The 19401-nt window shown below is 67.0% G+C and carries 20 protein-coding genes; 10 read left to right on the top strand and 10 right to left on the bottom strand.

From position 1 onward, the window contains the following. Nucleotides 1-135: 135 nt before the first annotated feature. From aguB to ABU113_RS03400, 3 genes are read right to left on the bottom strand one after another with little or no spacing between them, the layout of a single operon-like run. Nucleotides 136-987: an N-carbamoylputrescine amidase gene (gene aguB, locus ABU113_RS03410; RefSeq protein ID WP_454558076.1), complete on the bottom strand. Its 852-nt coding sequence runs from the start codon at nt 985-987 to the stop codon at nt 136-138. Between the two features lie 2 nt (nt 988-989). Next, complete coding sequence (locus ABU113_RS03405) at nt 990-2015, bottom strand: agmatine deiminase family protein (protein WP_454558075.1); 1026 nt, start codon at nt 2013-2015, stop codon at nt 990-992. After that, entirely contained in the window at nt 2012-3667 is a 1656-nt protein-coding gene (locus tag ABU113_RS03400) for a M28 family metallopeptidase (RefSeq protein WP_454558074.1), read from the bottom strand. The genes ABU113_RS03405 and ABU113_RS03400 overlap by 4 nt, the downstream gene beginning before the upstream one ends. A 282-nt stretch (nt 3668-3949) precedes the next feature. On the opposite strand from ABU113_RS03400, the gene ABU113_RS03395 reads away from it, so the two are divergent. From ABU113_RS03395 to parC, 3 genes are all read left to right on the top strand, one after another. Continuing rightward, nucleotides 3950-4234, top strand: a complete 285-nt coding sequence (locus ABU113_RS03395; RefSeq protein WP_454558073.1) for an usg protein — start codon at nt 3950-3952, stop codon at nt 4232-4234. 62 nt (nt 4235-4296) lie between these two features. After that, complete coding sequence (gene recO / locus ABU113_RS03390) at nt 4297-5037, top strand: DNA repair protein RecO (protein WP_454558072.1); 741 nt, start codon at nt 4297-4299, stop codon at nt 5035-5037. A 113-nt stretch (nt 5038-5150) separates the two neighbouring features. Further along, nucleotides 5151-7394 (top strand): DNA topoisomerase IV subunit A, encoded by a 2244-nt coding sequence (gene parC, locus ABU113_RS03385; RefSeq protein WP_454558071.1) that lies wholly within the window; start codon nt 5151-5153, stop codon nt 7392-7394. Nucleotides 7395-7421: 27 nt separating this feature from the next. On the opposite strand, the gene ABU113_RS03380 is transcribed toward parC, so the two are convergent. Beyond that, nucleotides 7422-8105 (bottom strand): fumarylacetoacetate hydrolase family protein, encoded by a 684-nt coding sequence (locus ABU113_RS03380; protein WP_454558070.1) that lies wholly within the window; start codon nt 8103-8105, stop codon nt 7422-7424. A gap of 242 nt (nt 8106-8347) precedes the next feature. Between ABU113_RS03380 and ABU113_RS03375 the strand changes: the two genes are divergently transcribed. From ABU113_RS03375 to ABU113_RS03360, 4 genes are all read left to right on the top strand, one after another. After that, the gene (locus ABU113_RS03375; protein WP_454558069.1) at nt 8348-9415 is read left to right on the top strand and encodes a bifunctional enoyl-CoA hydratase/phosphate acetyltransferase; all 1068 of its coding nucleotides are present in this window, start codon (nt 8348-8350) and stop codon (nt 9413-9415) included. Beyond that, on the top strand, nt 9412-10596 hold the full coding sequence (locus ABU113_RS03370; RefSeq protein WP_454558068.1) for an acetate/propionate family kinase: 1185 nt from the start codon (nt 9412-9414) through the stop codon (nt 10594-10596). The genes ABU113_RS03375 and ABU113_RS03370 overlap by 4 nt, the downstream gene beginning before the upstream one ends. Before the next feature lie 110 nt (nt 10597-10706). Beyond that, nucleotides 10707-10904, top strand: a complete 198-nt coding sequence (locus ABU113_RS03365; protein WP_454558067.1) for a Flp family type IVb pilin — start codon at nt 10707-10709, stop codon at nt 10902-10904. A 140-nt stretch (nt 10905-11044) separates the two neighbouring features. After that, nucleotides 11045-11221 (top strand): Flp family type IVb pilin, encoded by a 177-nt coding sequence (locus ABU113_RS03360; protein ID WP_454558066.1) that lies wholly within the window; start codon nt 11045-11047, stop codon nt 11219-11221. Nucleotides 11222-11292: 71 nt separating this feature from the next. Here ABU113_RS03360 and ABU113_RS03355 read toward each other — a convergent pair whose 3' ends face one another. Continuing rightward, nucleotides 11293-11787 carry an ArsI/CadI family heavy metal resistance metalloenzyme gene (locus ABU113_RS03355; RefSeq protein WP_454558065.1) on the bottom strand — a complete coding sequence of 165 codons (495 nt, stop codon included), beginning with the start codon at nt 11785-11787 and terminating at the stop codon, nt 11293-11295. Further along, on the bottom strand, nt 11784-12113 hold the full coding sequence (locus ABU113_RS03350; RefSeq protein ID WP_454558219.1) for an ArsR/SmtB family transcription factor: 330 nt from the start codon (nt 12111-12113) through the stop codon (nt 11784-11786). The genes ABU113_RS03355 and ABU113_RS03350 overlap by 4 nt, the downstream gene beginning before the upstream one ends. A 325-nt stretch (nt 12114-12438) precedes the next feature. On the opposite strand from ABU113_RS03350, the gene ABU113_RS03345 reads away from it, so the two are divergent. Continuing rightward, complete coding sequence (locus tag ABU113_RS03345; RefSeq protein ID WP_454558064.1) at nt 12439-13551, top strand: phosphatase PAP2 family protein; 1113 nt, start codon at nt 12439-12441, stop codon at nt 13549-13551. 46 nt (nt 13552-13597) lie between these two features. Here the strand turns inward: ABU113_RS03345 and ABU113_RS03340 are convergent, their stop codons facing one another. From ABU113_RS03340 to ABU113_RS03330, 3 genes are all read right to left on the bottom strand, one after another. Further along, nucleotides 13598-15088, bottom strand: coding sequence for a M48 family metalloprotease (locus ABU113_RS03340; protein ID WP_454558063.1), 1491 nt, complete (start codon nt 15086-15088; stop codon nt 13598-13600). 140 nt (nt 15089-15228) lie between these two features. Next, nucleotides 15229-16173 (bottom strand): acetyl-CoA carboxylase carboxyltransferase subunit alpha, encoded by a 945-nt coding sequence (locus ABU113_RS03335; RefSeq protein ID WP_454558062.1) that lies wholly within the window; start codon nt 16171-16173, stop codon nt 15229-15231. Between the two features lie 140 nt (nt 16174-16313). Beyond that, complete coding sequence (locus tag ABU113_RS03330) at nt 16314-16832, bottom strand: DUF1003 domain-containing protein (RefSeq protein WP_454558061.1); 519 nt, start codon at nt 16830-16832, stop codon at nt 16314-16316. Between the two features lie 87 nt (nt 16833-16919). Here ABU113_RS03330 and argC point away from each other — a divergent pair, with 87 nt between their 5' ends. Together argC and ABU113_RS03320 are read left to right on the top strand one after the other, a co-directional pair. After that, the gene (gene argC / locus ABU113_RS03325) at nt 16920-17969 is read left to right on the top strand and encodes an N-acetyl-gamma-glutamyl-phosphate reductase (protein WP_454558060.1); all 1050 of its coding nucleotides are present in this window, start codon (nt 16920-16922) and stop codon (nt 17967-17969) included. Between the two features lie 58 nt (nt 17970-18027). Further along, a complete protein-coding gene (locus ABU113_RS03320; protein ID WP_454558059.1) occupies nt 18028-18552 on the top strand; it encodes a gamma carbonic anhydrase family protein in 525 nt (174 codons plus the stop codon). Nucleotides 18553-18601: 49 nt separating this feature from the next. On the opposite strand, the gene ABU113_RS03315 is transcribed toward ABU113_RS03320, so the two are convergent. Next, entirely contained in the window at nt 18602-19369 is a 768-nt protein-coding gene (locus tag ABU113_RS03315; RefSeq protein ID WP_454558058.1) for a helix-turn-helix transcriptional regulator, read from the bottom strand. Between the last annotated feature and the right edge of the window lie 32 nt (nt 19370-19401).

Here is a 19401-nt window from a genome sequence, read left to right as displayed (position 1 = left end):
GCACAAGGGTTAACAGCGCGTTTGCGACCAGCGGCCGCTCGCCTCATGCGTGTGAATTTTTTACGACACCGACACGATGTCGCAGCCGCCCCGCCGCCAGCCCACCGCCGGTCGCGCCGGCTCTCCGGCCGCTTGTCAGATATCCTCGGCCAGCCGGCCGTAGAGGTCCGGCCGCCGGTCACGGAAGAAGCCGAAGGCGAAGCGGTGGCGCTGGATCAGGTCGAGATCGAAGCTGGCCGACAAGACGCCGGTCTCGCTGTCGCCGAACTCGGCCACCTTGTCGCCGCGATGGCTGGCGATGAACGAGCAGCCGTAGAAGCGCTGACCGTCCTCGGTGCCGATGCGGTTGGCGGCGATCACCGGCACCACGTTGGACACCGCATGGCCGATCTGCGCCCGCTGCCACAGGTCGCGGGTGTCGAGGGTCGGGTCGTGCGGCTCGGCGCCGATGGCGGTCGGGTAGAGCAGGACTTCCGCCCCCATCAGCATCATCGCGCGGGCACATTCGGGGTACCACTGGTCCCAGCAGACGCCGACGCCGATCACGCCATGGCGGGTCGGCCACACCTTGAAGCCGGTGTTGCCGGGGCGGAAATAGAATTTCTCCTGATACCCCGGCCCGTCGGGAATGTGGCTCTTGCGATAGACGCCCATCAGCTCGCCCTCGTCGCCGATCATCGCCAGCGAGTTGTAGTAGTGATGACCGTCGCGCTCATAGACCGAGGTCGGGATATAGACCTTCAGTTCATGTGCCAGCGCCTGCATGGCGCGCACCGCCGGATGTTCGGCGATCGGGTAGGCGCGGGCGAAAAACTCCTCGCGCTGGTCCTTGCAGAAATAATGACCCTGGAACAGCTCAGGCGGCAGGATCACCTGGGCGCCGCGCGCCGCCGCCTCGCGCACCAGATGGCTGACGGCCTTGATGTTGGCGTCCATGTCGTCACTCAAGGCGAGCTGAAGCGCGGCGACGTTGATGGTCCGGGTCATGGTCAGATTTCCTCCAGCGGCAGGCTCGGTACCTGCTGGGTGATGCAATGGAAGGAGCCGCCGCCGGTGAGGATGGCGTTGGCCCGGCAGCCCACCGCGCGCCTGCCGGGGAAGAGCCGGCCGATCGCCTCGACCGCCGCGTCGTCCCAGCGGCTGCCATAGGTTGGCACCACCACCGTGGTGTTGGCGATGTAGAAGTTCATGTAGGAGGCCGGCACCACGTCGCCGTCCTCGTTCTCCAGCCGGCCGACCGACGGCACCGTCACCACCTCAAGGCCCGCCGCCCGCAGGCGCTGGCGGGCGTCCCGATAAACCTCGGTGTTGGGATCGTCACTGTCGCGGGCTTCCGGCACCACCGCGACGCCCGGCGCCACGAAGCGGGCGAGGTTGTCGATGTGGCCGTCGGTATGGTCGTTGGCGAGCCCCTCGCCCAGCCATACCGGCACGCTGACGCCCAGCTGCTCGGCGAGGTACCGTTCGATGGTCGCCCGGTCGAGGTCGGGGTTGCGGTTGCGGTTGAGCAGGCACTGTTCGGTGGTGAGCCCCCGCCCGGCGCCGTCGACGTCAATCGAGCCGCCCTCCAGCACCCAGTCGAAGCGATGGGTCGGCAACCCCGAGGCGGCGGCGATCGCCCGCGACACACCGGCGTCGTGCGGCAGGTCGTACTTGCCGCCCCAGCCGTTGAAGCCGAAGCTCGCCGCCGCCAGCCGGTGCGCGTCATCGACGACGAAAATCGGCGCCGTGTCCCGCAGCCAGATGTCACCGAAGGGAATGTCGATCAGCGTCGCGCCCAGCCCCGCCAGCGCCACCGCGGCACTGTCGCGCGCCTCGTCGCCATGGACCAGGATGTTCAGCGCCTCGCCACGCGGCTGGCCGGTCGCCGGGTCGACGTCGGCAATGGCGGCATACAGTGCCGCCACCTCCGCGCGCGCGGCGTCGAGGTCCTCCTGCCAGAGGTCGGCGGCACTCGGCCAGGCCGACCATAGGGCACCGTGGCGCATCCATTCGGCGGGCTGGCGTAGCATCATTGCTTCCGCTCCCCGGCGGCGGCGGCGCGTGAGGCGGCGCGGGCGGCGGCGAACTCCGCCGAAGGCAGCCACGTCGGCCAGTCCCGCGAGCTGGCGATGGCGGCTCCGACATTGAACAGCAACTGGACATCCTCGGCGGCGCCGCTGAGGTCCATGTCAGGCGAATATTCGTCCGAAGGCTGGTGGTAATGGTCGGCGACATAGCGGTCGACCTGCGCCTTGCCCCACTCGATACCCTTGCCAACCACATCGATGCCGCCTTCCGCATAAAGCATCGGCACCCCCGCCTTGGCGAACGGGAAGTGGTCGGAGCGGTAGAAGGCCCCGTTCTCCGGCGTCGCTTCCGGCACCACCACGCGGCCCTGACGGGCCGCCCACTGCTGCAGGATGTTCTCAAGCTCCGACTTGCCGTGGCCCACCACGACGACATCATGGGTCCGGCCGATGGTACTCAGGGCATCCATGTTGATGCCGGCCACCGTACGCGCCAGCGGGTAGATCGGGTTGGCGGCATAGTAGGTCGAGCCCAGCAGGCCGGATTCCTCGCCGGTGACCGCCAGCAGCACCACCGACCGCTCCGGCTTCGCCTTCGTGAACGCTGCCGCCAGCTCAATCAGCGCCGCGGTGCCGGTCGCGTTGTCGACGGCGCCATTGCAGATATCATCACCGGTCGCGTCCGGCGTGCAACGGCCGAGATGATCCCAGTGCGCGGTATAGAGCACATACTCGTCAGCGTGTTTGCGGCCCGGCACCAGCGCCACGACGTTGCGCGAGTTGGCGCGGGCAATCTGGTTGTCGAGCGTCGTCGACAGCGCCAGCGACGCCATCGGCACCGCCTTGAAGCCGCGCGTTGCGGCAGCTTTTGTCAGGGCGTCGAAGTCAAGCCCCGCCGCCTGGAACAGCCGGCGGCTGGCCGCCTCGGTCAGCCATCCCTCGGCCGCTACCCGGTCCATGCCATCGTCGGCGCGGGCGACATCGCGCTGCGGTCCGGTCCAGCTCGTCGTCACCACGCCCCACGGGTAGGCCGCCGGCGCGGTCTGGTGGACAATCAGCGCGGCGGCGGCACCGCGGCGGGCGGCTTCCTCGAACTTGTAGGTCCAGCGGCCGTAATAGGTCATCGCCTTGCCGTTGAAGAGCCCGGTGTCACCGGTGGCGTAGCCGGGATCGTTGACCAGGATGACCACCGTCTTGCCGCGCACGTCCACCCCGGCATAGTCATCCCAGCCCCACTCCGGTGCGCTGATGCCGTAGCCGACGAACACCAGTCCGGCGTTCTCGACCGTGACCTTGGGCCGCACCCGCTTCGACCACACCACCATGTCGGTCCCGTAGGCGAGCGTGATCGGCGCGGCAGCACCAGAGATCGTCAGCGCCACCCTGGGGTCGACGGTCTGGGTGACCATCGGCACATCCTGGAACCAGCCGCCGCTGGCGCCGGGTTTGGCACCGGCCCTGGCGAACTGCTCGGCGAGATAGGCCACCGTCTTGTCCTCGCCCGGGGTCGCCGGCGCGCGCCCCTCGAAGGCGTCGGAGGCCAGCACCTCGACATGGCGGGCAATCCCGGCGGGCGTGATGACGGGCGCGTCGGCCGCGAGCACCGGCGGCACGACGAACAGCGACAGACAGAAGGTGGCGAGACAAGCAGCACGCATGAAAACCGTCCCCGGACAGGAATGACGAACAGGCGCGTTTCCTCCCACGCTCGCCTTCGGCGGTCAAGCGCACGACCCGACGGCGCGGCCCGACCAGCCACCCGTGACGAATCCCCTGTCAGCACTCGGCAAAAGGGAGTGCGAATACCCATGAAAAGATTAAGAAAATATCCATAAACTCTTGCCAACATCACAAATACAGGCAAGTCTGATGGTGGTCATGGTGACCAATCAGGCCGAACCCGGGGAGGGATTACTAGTCATCGAGCAGGGAGTATGGTCATGGCTTCGCGTGCAACTGAACTTTCCGATCTGGAACTGCGTTTGCGTGGGTATTCATTGGCTACAGCGGAAATTCTCTACTGGATGCCGGACCACCCTGACTTTCTCCAGTCCTTCACCTGGCAGACACTTGATCTTGCGCCGCGTTTTCCGCGCATTCACCGTTTCCTTGATCATTGGGTGCAGCACATCGAAGCGACACTGCATTCGGTACGGCTGGCGCATTCGAGCCTGATCCAGCCCGCCGAGCTGCGCTACGTCGGCGGCGAATTCCGGGTTCACTGACGCCCCCGCCACGGCGGGTTGCGGACTTGCCGCCGCGGGGCATCGGCGTCACAACAGGCGCCATGCACTGGTCCGGCCCGGCGATCGTCTGCGCGACCCTGCCCCATGGCGAGGCGGGCGCCATCGTGCGCCTGCTCACCCCCGACGCCGGCCTGCTGGCCGGCTATGTGCGCGGTGGCGGCGGCAGGCGGACCCGACCGGCGCTGATTCCCGGCAACCGCATCTCCGCCCGCTGGCACGCCCGGGTCGAATCGCAGCTCGGCCACGTCACCCTGGAGCTGGACCAGTCGGCCGGCCCGCTGATGCTGGGCTCGCGGCTGTCCACCGCCGTGCTGGCGTGGTCGACGGCGCTGACGGCCCACGCCCTGCCCGAGCGCCACCCCTACCCGGCGCTGTACGACGCGCTGGCCGGTCTGCTGACGGTGATGGGCGCCACCGAGGATCCACGCGCCTGGTGCGCGGCGCTGGTGCGCTACGAGCTGATCCTGATGAGCGAGCTGGGCTTCGGGCTCGATCTCAGCTGCTGCGTGGCGACCGGCGCCACCGACGATCTGGCCTTCGTCAGCCCCAAGTCGTCGCAGGCGGTCAGCCGGGCGGCCGGCCTGCCCTGGGCCGACCGGATGCTGCCGCTGCCCGGCTTCCTGGCCCGGGCGGGCACCCACATCGCGCCGTGGCCCGAGATCGCCGACGGCCTGCGGCTGACCGGCCACTTCATCGAACGCGACATCCTGCACGGCCGCGTCGCCGAGTCGCTGGAGGCGCGCCAGCGGCTGCTGCGCTGGATCGAGGCGGAAACCCGCTGACGCCGCCACCGACCCACTAGACCCCGTGGCCCACTAGACCCCGTGGCCCACTAGACCCTGTGGCCCACTAGACCCTGTGGCGCAGCGTCAGGGGGCACGCTATAAGTCGCGCCATGACCGAGACCGCCCCCCCGCCCGAGACCGACCGCATCCACGACGCGCCGTTTGGCGACGCGCTGTCGACGCGCTACCTCACCTATGCCCTGTCCACCATCATGGCCCGCTCGCTGCCGGATGTGCGCGACGGCCTCAAACCCGTGCACCGGCGGCTGCTGTGGGCGATGCGGCTGCTCAAGCTTGACCCCAACACCGGCTACAAGAAGTGTGCCCGCGTTGTCGGCGACGTCATCGGTAAATACCACCCGCACGGCGACCAGTCGGTCTATGACGCGCTGGTGCGGCTGGCGCAGACCTTCTCGGTGCGCTACCCGCTGATCGACGGCCAGGGCAATTTCGGCAACGTCGACGGCGATAACGCCGCCGCCATGCGCTACACCGAGGCCCGGCTGACCGCCTTCGCCGCCGAGATGATGGCCGGGCTGGACGAGGAATGTGTTGCGTTCCGCCCGACCTATGATGGCGAGGAGGAAGAGCCGGAGGTGTTCCCCGGCGGCTTCCCCAACCTGCTGGCCAATGGCGCCGCCGGCATCGCGGTGGGCATGGCGACCTCGGTGCCGCCGCACAATGTCGGCGAACTGGTGGACGGCCTGACGCTGCTGCTCGACAACCCGGCGGCCACCATCGACGACCTGGTGGCGGTGATTCCCGGCCCCGATTTCCCCACCGGCGGCGTGCTGGTGGAAAGCCCGGCGTCGATCCGCGACTCCTACGCGACCGGCCGGGGCAGCTTCCGGCTGCGCGCCCGTTACACGGTGGAAGAGCTGGGCCGTGGCACCTGGGCGATCGTCGTCACCGAAATCCCCTACCAGGTGCAGAAGTCGAAGCTGATCGAGGCGATCGCCGGACTCATCAACGACAAGAAGCTGCCGATTCTTGAGGATGTCCGCGACGAGTCGGACGAGCAGATCCGGCTGGTGCTGGAGCCCAAGTCGCGCACCGTCGACCCGACGGTGCTGATCGAAAGCCTGTTCAAGCTCACCGACCTCGAAATCCGCTTCCCGCTCAACCTCAATGTGCTCGACAAGCATCGGGTGCCGCGGGTGATGAGCCTGAAGGAGGTGCTGGAGGCCTTCCTTGATCACCAGTATGACGTACTGCGCAAGCGCACCGAGTACCGGCTTGGCAAAATCGCCGACCGGCTGGAGCTGCTGGGCGGCTATCTCATCGCCTATCTCAACCTCGACGAGGTGATCCGCATCATCCGCGAGGAGGACGAGCCCAAGCCGGTGCTGATGGCGCGTTTCGACCTCACCGACCGTCAGGCGGAGGCCATCCTCAACATGCGGCTGCGCTCGCTGCGCAAGCTGGAGGAGTTCGAGATCCGCAAGGAGGACGAGACGCTGCGCGCCGAACAGGCGGAACTGCAGGCGTTGCTGGCCTCCCCGGCCAGGCAGACAAAACGCATCAAGAAGGATCTCGAAGGCCTGAAGAAGCGGTTCGGGCCGGACAGCGTGATCGGCAAGCGCCGCACCACCTTCGACGTTGCCCGCGACATGCCGGCCATTCCGCTCGAAGCGATGATCGAGCGCGAGCCGATCACCGTCATCTGCTCGGACAAGGGCTGGATCCGCGCCATGAAGGGCCATGTGAACCTGGCCGACGAGCAGAAGTTCAAGGAAGGCGACGGCCCGCGCTTCGCCTTCCACGCCCAGACCACCGACAAGCTGCTGGTGGTGGCGGATTCCGGGCGCATCTTCACCCTGGGCGCCGACAAGCTTCCCGGCGGGCGTGGCTTCGGTGATCCGGTGCGGCTGATGATCGACCTGGAGGCCGACGCCCACATCGTCGCCATGCTGCCCTACAAGGCCGACGCCCGCTATCTGCTGGCCTCCTCCGACGGCCGCGGCTTCATCGTCGCGGCGGAGAATGTGCTGGCCCAGACCAAGAACGGCCGCCAGGTGATGCGCCCCAAGGACAAGGCGAAGCTCAGGATCTTCACCGAGGTCAGCGGCGACCATGTGGCGGTGATCGGCGAGAACCGCAAGCTGCTGATTTTCCCGCTCGCCGAGGTGACGGAACTGTCCGGCGGTCAGGGCGTCATGCTGCAGAAGTACAAGGACGGCGGCCTGTCAGACCTGATCTGCTTCACGCTCGCCAACGGCCTGTCATGGCCGATGGGCGGCGAGTCCGGGCGCACCCGCACCGAGACCAACCTGGCCGAATGGGTCGGCGGCCGCGCCCAGGCTGGCCGCCTGCCGCCGATGGGCTTCCCCAAGAGCAATCGCTTCGCCGGCTAGGCTGGAACGGGCGGCCGGCCGGCGGGCTCACACCACCCGGTGGCGCAGCGTGTCGACGCCGTCGACACCGCCTTCCACCAGGTCGCCGGGCGTCAGCGCGCCGACGCCGGCCGGCGTGCCGGTGAAGATGAGATCGCCGGGGGCGAGCGTGAACAGCGTCGACAGTTCGGCGACAATCTCCGGCACCGACCAGATGAGGTCGGCGATATCACCGGACTGGCGATCCGCGCCATTGACCTTGAGCCAGATCGCCCCCTTGCTCGGATGGCCGATGACGCTGGCGGGATGGATGGCGCTGACCGGCGCGGAGGCATCGAAGCCCTTGGCGGTGTCCCACGGCTTGCCGGCCTCGCGCGCCTGCGCCTGGAGGTCACGGCGGGTGAGGTCGTTGCCCACCGCATAGCCGAAGATGTGGTCAAGCGCCTGCTCGACGGGGATGTTGGCGCCACCCTTGCCGATGGCCAGCACCAGCTCGATCTCGTGATGCAGGTTGCCGGTGCGCGGCGGGTACGGCACGTCGGCGCCGTCGGGCGTCACCGCGTCGGCCGGCTTGGCGAAGAAGAATGGCGGCTCGCGGTCGGAGAAGCCCATCTCGCGGGCATGTTCGGCGTAGTTGCGGCCGACGCAGTAGACGCGGCGGACCGGAAAGCGGCTGTCACTGCCGGCAATGGCGACAGAGGGCGTGACGGCGGGTTCGAACAGATAGGGCATGACGGTCCTCGCATCGGGTCGGCTGGGCTCCCTCTCTCCTTTGATCGGTCTTTGAACAGTCATCAAGCCTTGCCATCATGGCGCGCCGCGCCGAGGGTCCATCGTGATTTCCCCACCGGTCGTCCGACAGGCGCCGGGGCGGGGTGCATTCCTTCGCTGGTGGCGATACGCTGTCGCTTCATGCCGACATTACCCGTTGAGGCTTCATGCCGACATCGCCTGTTGAGAAAGTGACACCCCCGATGACCGACAAGCCCGAGGCCGGTGACGAACTGACGCTGACCGTCAAGGTGGTCGAGGCCCGGCCCGACGGCCTGCTGCTGGTGGCGCCGGCCAATGGCGCGGCCGGCGGCTGGGGCGTGCGCCATGTTCACGTCGATCGCCTGCTCGCCGCCTGCGCGGCACTGCCGCCGCTCGCCACCGCCGTCGTCGCGCCGGAGGAGCAGAACAGCCTCGGTGGCGCACTGCTGGCGGCCCGTCATGGCCTCATCCGGCCGCTGCTGATCGGCGACGCCGCCTGCATCCGGTCGCTCGCCACGACGCTGGGCGATGATCTCGCCGGTTGCGAGCTGATCGAGGTCGCCGATCATCACGCCGCCGCCGAGCGGGCGGTGGCGCTGGTGCACGAGGGCCGCGCCCAGGCGATCATGAAGGGGCATCTGCATACCGATGATCTGCTGCGCCCGATCGTCCGGCGCGACGGCGGCCTGCGCGGCCGGCGGCGGTTGAGCCACGTGTTCGTGATGGACGTGCCGGACCTCGACCACCTGCTGCTGGTGACCGACGCCGCCATCAACATCGCACCGACGCTGGAGGAAAAGGTCGACATCATCCAGAACGCCATCGACCTCGGCCGGGCGCTGGGCATGGACGTGCCGCGTGTCGGCGTGCTGGCGGCGGTGGAAATCGTCAACCCGCAGATGCCGGCAACACTCGACGCCGCCATCCTGTCGAAAATGGCCGAACGCGGCCAGATCGTCGGCGGCGTGGTCGATGGCCCGCTGGCGATGGACAACGCGCTGTCGCTCAGTGCCGCCCGCACCAAGGGCATCACGTCACTGGTGGCCGGTCGTGCCCAGGTGCTGATGACCCCCAATATCGAGGCCGGCAACATGCTGGCGAAGGAACTGGCCTATGTCAGCCACGCCGAAGGCGCCGGAATCGTGCTCGGCGCCCAGGTGCCGATCATGCTCACCAGCCGGGCCGATGATGATCGCTCGCGGCTTGCCTCCTGCGCCGTCGCCGCCTTGTACCAGCACTGGCGCGCCACCGGCAAAAGCGCCGTGGCGGCAACGGATGATCCGGCATGACCGACCAGATTCTCGTCCTCAACGCCGGCTCCTCGTCGATCAAGTTCGCCCTGTTCGACTATGACGACACGCCGGTCGAACTGGCGCGCGGGCAGATGTCGGGCATCGGCGTGCACCCGCGCCTGGTGGTCCGCCAGGACGCAACGACAGCGCGCGACGAGCAGTTTGACCACGCCACCATCGTCGATCATCACGCCGCGCTGGGTATCATCATCGACGATCTGCACGCCCGCCTCGGTGACATCACCATCGAGGTGGTCGGCCATCGGGTGGTCCACGGCGGCGCGATCCACGCCGCGCCGGCGGTCATCGACGACGCGCTGGTGACAGAACTCGCCGGGCTGTGCGCGCTGGCGCCGCTGCATCAGCCGCACAATCTCGATGGCATCGCCGCCGCCCGCGACCATTTCCCCGATGCCTTGCAGGTCGCCTGCTTCGACACCGCCTTCCATCGCAGCCATCCGTGGGTGGCGGATGCCTTCGCGCTGCCGCGCGCGCTGTATGACCAAGGCGTGCGCCGTTACGGCTTCCATGGCATTTCCTATGAATACGTCTCCGACGCCCTTCGCCAGATCGATCCCGCGATGGCCGCCGGCCGCGTCGTCATCGCCCATCTGGGCGCCGGCGCCTCGATGTGCGCGGTACACGGCGGTCGCAGCATCGACTCCACCATGGGCTTCACCGCGCTTGATGGCCTGCCGATGGGCACCCGCTGCGGCCAGATCGACCCCGGTGTCATCCTGCACCTGATCCAGCAGCGCGGCATGAGCGCCGAGGCGGTCACCCGCCTTCTCTATCACGACAGCGGTCTGCTCGGCCTGTCGGGCATCAGCAGCGACATGCGCGACCTGGAAGGCTCGGACAGTGCCGCCGCACGCCAGGCGATCGACTATTTCGTCCACCATGTCCGCCGCGAGATCGGCGCTCTTGCCGCCGCGCTGGGCGGGCTCGACGCGCTGGTGTTCACCGCCGGCATCGGCGAGAACGCGGCCGCCATCCGCGCCGCCGTCTGCCGCGACATGGCCTGGCTCGGCATCGCGCTGGACGGCATCCGCAACGCCGCCGGTGAACGACTGATTTCCGGCGATGGCGCGCGGGTTCGCGTGTTTGTCATCCCGACGGACGAGGAAGTGATGATCGCCCGCCACGCCGGCCGGCTGCTGCGCGCGGCGACGCCTTAACGGTGCGTCAACCAAAGTGAATCAATCCTTGCGGCGTTTAGACTTTTCTTAACGGCTGGCTCGGTAGGCTGCGCTGATTCACCGCGCCGCCATTGGGAGAGGGCCCAGCCATGTCGAAATTCCGCCAACGTCTTTCATCGTTGCGGCACGACGAACGCGGCGCCACCATCATCGAATATTCGTTGATGATCGGCCTGATCGCCGTCAGCCTGATCATCTTCTTCAACAGCATCGGCAACTTCGCCGGCGACCCGCTGGAGACCATTTCCAGCCGCATCAACGACTCCGTCGGCACCGTATTCGAGTGACACTGCGCGGTTAGCGCGGATTAACCAGCCGCATTAAGCACTCTTCAACCCCTGATGTTTAAGACTCACCCTGCTGGCCTCGGGAACAGGCTGTGTAACTGGTTCCGTCCTCGGACGTGACGAGCAAAGGGAGACAAGAAATGTCGTTCATTCGTAAGCTTCTGAAGAACGAGAAGGGCGCGACCGCCATTGAATACGGCCTGATCGCGGCTCTGGTCGCTGTCGCCGCCATCGCTGGCATGAACGCGCTGGGCAGCTCGCTGACCAACACCTTCTCGACGGTGTCGGGCAAGCTCGACAGCGCCGTCAGCGAATAAGCCTCGCGCTTCTTCGACAAAAACGGCGGTCCCTGGGGGCCGCCGTTTTTTTTATGCGCCAATGCCGCACGTCAGCTGCCACATCCACTGGCGCACGACGTTTCAGACCGCCCCGGCGCCATGTCGGGTACGCAGCAGGCGCCGCCATCCTGTGTCGAGGCCTGGGCGGCCAGGCTGGCAAGCGCCGGTTCGCCCCCATAGTGGGTTGCCTCGCCGCGGGTGAGGAAGGCTTCCCAGACAACGCCCTGCGGATCAGCAATCCACGATTTCTCGGAACGGGCGTAGCAGCAGGTGGTCGCGCCCTCCTCCAGCACAGGGCCGTCGGCCGCCTTGAGACGACCGTAAACCTCTGTCAGTTCGGCCTCGTCATCCACCTGAATGCCCAGATGCTCGATCCCCTTCACCGCGTGTCCCGCCGAGATGGCGAAATTCACCCGGGGATCATCCAGCATCCACTTGGCGTAATCGGGCTTTCGAACGGTCGGCGCGGCGGCGAACAGCGCCGAGTAGAAACCGATCGACTGTTCCAGATTGTCGACACCGACATGTACATGCAGACGTTTCATGAGCATTTCCCTTCCGTGACGGACGTGTTCGCCGGATCGCCGCTGCCCTGACAGCAGTTCTCCATGAGGTATCCGACAAGCGCGTTCATTGCCGCGTAGTCGGCGGAGTAGACAAGAGACCGGCCCTGCCGTTGCTGCCGGATGAGGCCGGCCTGGGTGAGCTGGGCAAGATGGAAGGACAGCGAGGAATTAGGCACCGCCAGTGCTTCCGCTATCCGGCCAGCCGGCATGCCCGCAGGCCCCGCCCGCACCAGGAGGCGAAACAGCGCCAGACGCACATCCTGCGCCAACGCCGCCAGCGCGACAACGACGCCAGCCGCGTCCATCATCCCGCCCGCGCCGACGAACCGTCACCTGACGGACAAGGCTGCCGCGACGGCAAGTTACCCACCTCATGATGGCAGCAAAGTGCCAGCACCCGACCGATCATTGCCAGAAACGCATCCAGCCGTTCACGCCCCGTCATCTCTTGCCCTGACATTTCACCCTCCTTATTTCGATATATATCGAAATATCAGACTCACCACGCCGGGTCAACACTCATTTCAACAAAAGTCGAATTAAATACCCCCCTCACCTCCGCTTCCCGGCAACGGTTTGTTGACGCTGTAGTGCCATCCTCGGCCGTCCTTCGGCATTCGGGGTGAAGCCATGCGCTCCATTCATCACGAGCTTCGCATCGGTGCGCTGATTCTGGCGCTGCTGGGCGCCTATGCCCTGTCGGTGTGGCTGGCGCTCGACAGCGCCGGCCAGGTTCATGCCTTCAACCTGTTCGGCTATTCCTCGCTGGTGGCCGGCACCTGGGCGATCGCCGCCTGTCTGGTGTTCATCGCCTATGCGCTTGACCTCACCTTGCGCCAGCGCCCGGCCCGTCCGCTGCAGATCATGATCGCCGACATCCGCCGCGAAATCCTCAGCCCCGACCGGCTGGTGATGCGGGCGGTGCCGTTCATCATGCTGCTGCTGCTGATGGGCTCGTTCACCACCTTCAAGAGCGCCATCCCGTTCTTCAAGCCTTTTGCCTACGACACCCTGTTCATGGAGTGGGATCGCCTGATCTTCGGCACCGATCCGTGGCGCCTGACCCACCGCTGGCTCGGCGACACCCTGCCCACCATGGTGATACAGCAGGCGTATAATTTCTGGTTTTTCCTGATGTGGGTCAGCGTCATCTATGTGGTGATGCGCGCCGATTTCCGCCGCTTCCGCACCCAGTATCTGATCGCCTTCGCCCTCACCTGGATCGGTCTTGGCTCGCTGATGGCGGTGATGCTGTCGTCGGCCGGCCCCTGCTATTATGGCCGCATCGTCCCCGGCCCCGATGTCTACGCGCCGCTGATGGCCAAGCTGAAGTCCATGGACGCCGCGATCATCGCGTCCGGCTCGCCGTTCCGACTGTTCGCGCTGGAGATCCAGGAAGATCTGTGGAAGGCCTACGTCCATCGCGGCGAGATGCTGGGTGGCGGTATTTCCGCCATGCCGTCATTGCATGTGGGCGTCTCCATCCTGATGGCGCGCGCCGCCCTTGAACTCAACACCCGGCTGGGTGTGGTGCTCAGCCTGTACGCGCTGATCATCTGGGTCGGGTCGGTGCATCTCGGCTGGCATTACGCGGTCGATGGCCTGGTCGCCCTGCCGGCCGTGATGATCATCTGGGGGCTGGCCGGTCGCCTCGTCGACTGGCTGGGCATCACCGATCTCGACACCCGCACCAACCGCTGCCTTGATCCGCTGCCATCGTCGGCCACCGTGCCGGCCGAATAGCACCGCTCCCCTGCCAGCCCGACCCCCGCCAGCCTGCGCCCCCCGGTCAGCGGCGCTTGTCGTACACCACCAGCTTGGCTTTCTGGCCGGCCTTGAGCTGCTCCGGCCGGTCGAGCGCGTTCAGGGTCAGAAAACGCTCCAGCCTGTGGCTGTCATAGGCCATCCGTTCGGCGAGCTGCTGCGCCGTCTGGCCGGCCGCCACCGTCACCACCTTGATGCGACGCTCCTTCAGCGCCGCCGCCTCGGCGTCGGACAGCCGGCGCAGTGAATTGAGGGTGGCGTTGAGGCCGGCATCCAGCTGGCCGCTCATTTCCGTCGGGGTGATGGTGACGAAGTGATAGGCCTGGGTCGGCGTCCAGCGGTAGGCGGCGATCGTGACGTCAACGCCGCCACCCTGACTGTTGCGCAGGCGGGTGCCGGTGACGGCGGCCTCGATCCCGTTGACCTGCCGGGCGCGCGCCGCCGGCAGGGCGGCCGCCTGCCCCTGGGTCAACTGCTGCCAGACGCGGGCAATATGCGCCTCCAGCCGCTCCCCTGCCCCCACCTGACCGCCGGAAAACAGCAGCCCGGCGCCATTAGGCCCCTGGGCCACCAGAGCCGAGTCGCCATTCTCCATCACGTAACGCTCGGGCACGGTGAAACGCATCTTCAGCACCGGGTGTTCGAAAACACGGCCGTTGATGAAACCCTGAGCCGGGTCATCATCCACCAGCAGGCCGTCGATGGCGCTCAGGAAGCGGTCGCGGTTGCGCGTGCCGGCGCCCGGCACGGCTCCGCTGGCCGCGGCAAGCTTGCCCGCCCGCGCCACCCGGTCACCGGTCAGCGGATGGGTGCGCGCCCATGTCGGCACCTTCTCCGCCGCCTCACGCCCCATCACCTTGGCTTCCAGCGCCGACTCCGCGCCCAGCGACGACAGCATGTCGGCGGCGGCATGGGGATCGTAGCCGGCACGGCCAAGATAGCGGACGCCCAGCTCGTCGGCCTGGAACTCCTGGTCGCGGGAATAGGCCAGGGTGTACATCTGCACGCCCTGCCCGACCGCCCGGGCCAGGTCGCCGGAGCCGGTGAGTACGCCGACACCGAGCCCGAGAATGCCGCCGAAAATCTGCTGGTTATACCGTTTGGCGGCATGGCGGCCGGTGACATGGCCGACCTCGTGGCCCAGCACCGAGGCCAGTTCCGCCTCGTCGTTCATCAGCGCCAGCAGCTGACGCGAGATGTAGACATAGCCGCCCGGCAGCGCGAAGGCGTTGACGATCCTGGAATTGAGCAGGGTGAAGGTGAACGGATCGCCCGCCAGCTCCGAGTTGCGGGCCATCGTGCCCCCCACCTGGGCGACATAACCGGCGGCGGCGTCCTCGTAGGGACCGCCGAACTCCTTGAGCAGCTTGGGATGTTCCGACAGGCCGATCGCGCGCTCCTGCGACTTCGACATGAAGGGGGTAAAGTCCTTCTTGCCGGTGGCCGGGTTGGTGGTGCAGCCGGGCATCGCCACCAGCGATGCCATCAGCACGAAGGTCAGTGAAAGTCGCGCCATCAATCCCCTCCCAGACAAGGGGACAAACATAATTGGCCAGGGGGAGCTGGTCAAGCGTTTTTAAGCAACATTCATTGCTTTTTACCTATAATTACCGCAAGGCGTTGTTCTCCCGGAGGGTTCCGCCATGGACATCGGTTCTAGAGGCGGCCGATGGCGAGGAACTTGTCGCGCCGGTCGGCCTTCAGCGCGGCGCCGGGCAGGTCGGCCAGCTCGGCCAGCTGCCGCTCGATGGCGGTGCCGAGGTTGGCGATCGCCGCCGCCGGGTCGCGGTGGGCGCCGCCCACCGGCTCGGGCACGATCGAATCGATGACACCAAGATTGGCGAGATCGACCGCCGTCAGCTTAAGCGCCTCGGCGGCATCCGCCGCCTTGTCGGCGGTGCGCCAGAGAATCGAGGCGCAGCCCTCCGGCGAGATCACCGAATAGACCGCGTGCTCCATCATCAGCACCCGGTTGCCGGTCGCCAGCGCCACCGCGCCGCCGGAGCCGCCCTCGCCGACGACGCAGGCGATCAGCGGCACTTCCAGCATCAGGCAAGCTTCGGTCGAGCGGGCGATGGCCTCGGCCTGGCCGCGCTCCTCCGCCTGCACGCCGGGGAAGGCGCCCGGGGTATCGACCAGTGTCACCACCGGCAGGCCGAACTTGTCGGCCAGCTGCATCAGGCGGATCGCCTTGCGGTAGCCCTCGGGCTTGGCCATGCCGAAGTTGTGGCGAATGCGCGAGGTGGTATCCGATCCCTTCTCATGGCCGATCACCACCACCGAATGGCCCCGGAAACGGCCCATGCCGCCAATGATGGCGCTATCCTCGGCGAAGCCGCGATCGCCCGCCAGCGGGGTAAAGTCGTCGATCAGCCCGCCAACGATGTCCTTGAAGTGCGGCCGCCCGGGGTGGCGGGCAACCTGCGTTTTCTGCCACGGCGTCAGGTTGGCGTAAGTCGTGCGCAGCAGCTTGTCGACCTTGGCTTCCAGCTTGGCCGCTTCCGCGCCGATGTCCACCTTGCCGGCGGCCCCAGCCCTCAGTTCGGCGATCTTCGCCTCCAGTTCGGCGATCGGGCGCTCAAAGTCGAGAAACGTAGCCATGCTGCGGTCGGTACTCCGTGTCGGAAGCGGCGGACGCTAATCGCGCGGCCTTGCGGCGTCAACCGCGCCAACACGACCGGCCCGTCGCCGCCCTCCGCTTCAGCGGTGAAAACCCATCAATATCCAACAGTTCGCACCATTCAGCCAACCCGGCCAAGCGCCGCGATCTGCCCCTTGATCTCGGCGATATCCTTGTCGCGCAACGCCTCCAGCTTCTCGTGCAGCGACATGATTTCCAGTTCGGCCTTCAGGTTGACCTCATAATCCTGCACCGCCCGCAGCCGGTCCCGCTCGGCCTGACGGTTCTGGCTCATCATGATGATCGGCGCCTGGATCGCCGCCAGCATGGACAGCATCAGGTTGAGGAAGATGTAGGGGTAGTGGTCGAACGGGTGGCTGAGCACCCAGGAATTCAGGACCGCCCAGCTGATCAGGAAGGCACCGAAGCACATGATGAAGGTCCATGAGCCGCCGAAGCGCGCGACATGGTCCGCCAGCCGCTGACCGAACGTCAGTTGCGCCTGATATTCCCGGCTGACGTCGCGACTGATGGCAACCCGCTTGGCGATGCGTTCGATGATCCGCCGGTCACGCGCCGACAGTTCTTCCATGCCGGAGCTGAGCAGCCTTTCGGCCAGGCGATAGACATCGGGATTCACGCGCAACTCTCCTGCCCTCGGACTTGCAGTCCACTGACCGCGCTCATAGTGTGCGCAGCCGTTTCGCGTCGCAAAATGAGGCCAGTCATGTCGAAGTTCAAGATCGCCGTCCTGGGGGCCAGCGGCTACACCGGCGCCGACCTGATCCGCCTGGCACTGGCCCATCCGCGCATGGAAATCGTGGCGCTGTCGGGCGAGCGCAAGGCCGGCCAACCGGTCAACGCCGTGTGGCCGCACTTCATCGGCTACCCGCTGCCCGACCTGGTGGCCGCCGAGGACATCGACTTCGCGCAGGTGGATGCCGTGTTCGGCTGCCTGCCGCACGCCACCAGCCAGCAGATCATCAAGACCATCTTCGCCAATCCCAGGCCGCCCAGGGTGATCGACCTGTCGGCCGACTTCCGGCTCACCGACCCGGCGGTCTACGAGCAGTGGTACGGCAACCCCCACGCCGCGCTCGAACTGCAGGCGGAGGCGGTCTACGGCCTGAGCGAATTCGCCCGCGACGCGCTCAAGGGCGCCCGGCTGGCCGCCTGCCCCGGCTGCTACCCCACCGCCGCCCTGCTGGCCCTGCTGCCACTGCTGCACGCGAGCCTGATTCGCCCGGTCAACATCACCATCAACGCACTGTCGGGTGTTTCGGGCGCCGGGCGGAGTCTGAAGGAATCCAACCTGTTCGCCGAAGTGGCGGAGGCCATGCACCCCTATGGGCTGGGCCACCACCGCCACATGCCGGAAATCGAGCAGGAGCTGGCGCGCGCCGCCGGCACGCCGCTGACCATCAGCTTCACGCCGCATCTGGTGCCGATCAACCGGGGCGAGCTGGAGACCATCACCGTCGAGCTGGCCGACGGCCGCACGCCGGCGGACCTCAAGGCGGCGCTGGAGGCGCGCTACCGCGACGAGCCGTTCGTGCATGTGCTGCCGGGCAGCACGGCGCCGGCCACCCGCATGGTGCGCGGCTCCAACCACTGCGTGCTCAACGTGTTCGCCGACCGCATTCCGGGGCGCGCCATCGTCGTCTCGGCCATCGACAACCTGGTCAAGGGCTCGTCGGGCCAGGCGATCCAGAACTTCAACCTGATGTTCGGCCTGCCCGAGACCATGGGGCTGGAGCAGGCGCCCCTGTTCCCCTGAAGGCCCCCCCCTGAAATCAGACCGCCCGCCCCGCCGTGAACCGCCCAAGGAGATCACCATGCCGCTCTATGCCCTGGGAGACCTGGTGCCCAATGTCGCCGAGGACGCCTTCATCGCGCCGGGCGCGCAGGTGATCGGCGATGTCACCATCGGCGCCGGGTCCTCGGTGTGGTTCAACTGCGTGCTGCGCGGTGACGGCAACTTCATCCGGGTCGGCGAGCGCACCAACATCCAGGACGGCACCATCGTCCACATCACCCGCAAGACCCACGGCACCGCCATCGGCAACGACGTGCTGATCGGCCATCAGGCGATCATCCACGGCTGCGTGCTGGAGGACCGCTGCTTCATCGGCCTGGGCGCCATCGTGATGGACGGCTGCGTTGTCGAATCAGACGCCATGCTGGCCGCCGGCGCCCTGTTGACGCCCGGCAAGCGCATTCCGTCCGGCCAGATGTGGGCCGGCCGCCCGGCCAAGTTCGTCCGCGACCTCAGCCCGGAGGAAATCGCCCGCCACCGCGCCGGCACCGACGGCTACACCCAGCTGGCCCAGCATTTCCGCGCCGAACTGAAACAACTGTAGGCGGCACGACACCCGTGTGCCGACCGCCTCACAGGGTGATGGTGAGTGCTTACGCCGCCAGGCCGAGGTAGCCGAGCTGGGCTGCCTTGAAGATGGTCTGCGAGCGGTTGACCGTGTTCAGCTTTTCGCCCGCGTTCTTGATGTGGAAGCGGATCGTCGCGTGGCTGCGCGAGAGGATCATGCTGATCTCGCGGTCGGTCTTGCCGATCGCCGCCCAGCGCAGGCACTCCACCTCGCGCTTGGTGAGCTGGCAGTCGCTCGGCACCCAGCGCGGGTTGCGCTGCGTTTTCACGTAGCCGGAGATGAAGCGGTGCGACATCAGCTGCAAATCGTCGGCGTAGCGCTCGAACACGTCCGTCAGATCTTCCCGGCCATCGGTCGGGCAGAAGCTGATGGCGCCGATCTGACCCAGCGGCAGATGCACCGGCACCACGATGGCCGCCCGCACGCAGGCACGCTTCTCGAAGTCGGCGAGATCGAGGTCGGCGAGATAGGGGTTGGGCTGCCGGCAATAGAAGCCGCGGGTGTTGCACCAGAACGGCTCGCTCTCGTAGCGGCAGGCGCGCGGCATCGGCGACACCAGCGCCAGGCGCGGGTTCGCCCACCAACGCTCATGCTCGGCGGTCCAGCCGAACACGGACTCGGCGATGATATTGCCCTCGGCGTCCTGCATCGGCTGCTTGGAGGAAATATTGTCACACGGCGCCACGCGGAAGCCGCCCATGGCCTCGCCGGCCTGGCGCAGGGCCTCGGCGGCACGGGCAATGTCGTCCTTGGAACGAATGGTGACGTCGAACTGCTCTACCAGGCTGGTCATACCGTCTCTCCCCATGGGCGTTCCGGCCGTGG

The sequence above is a fragment of the Parapedomonas caeni genome (genome assembly GCF_041060555.1).
GTDB lineage: Bacteria > Pseudomonadota > Alphaproteobacteria > Sphingomonadales > Sphingomonadaceae > CAUJIW01.
Note: the sequence above shows the minus strand (reverse complement) of the source record. Positions and strands in the feature narration are given on the sequence as shown.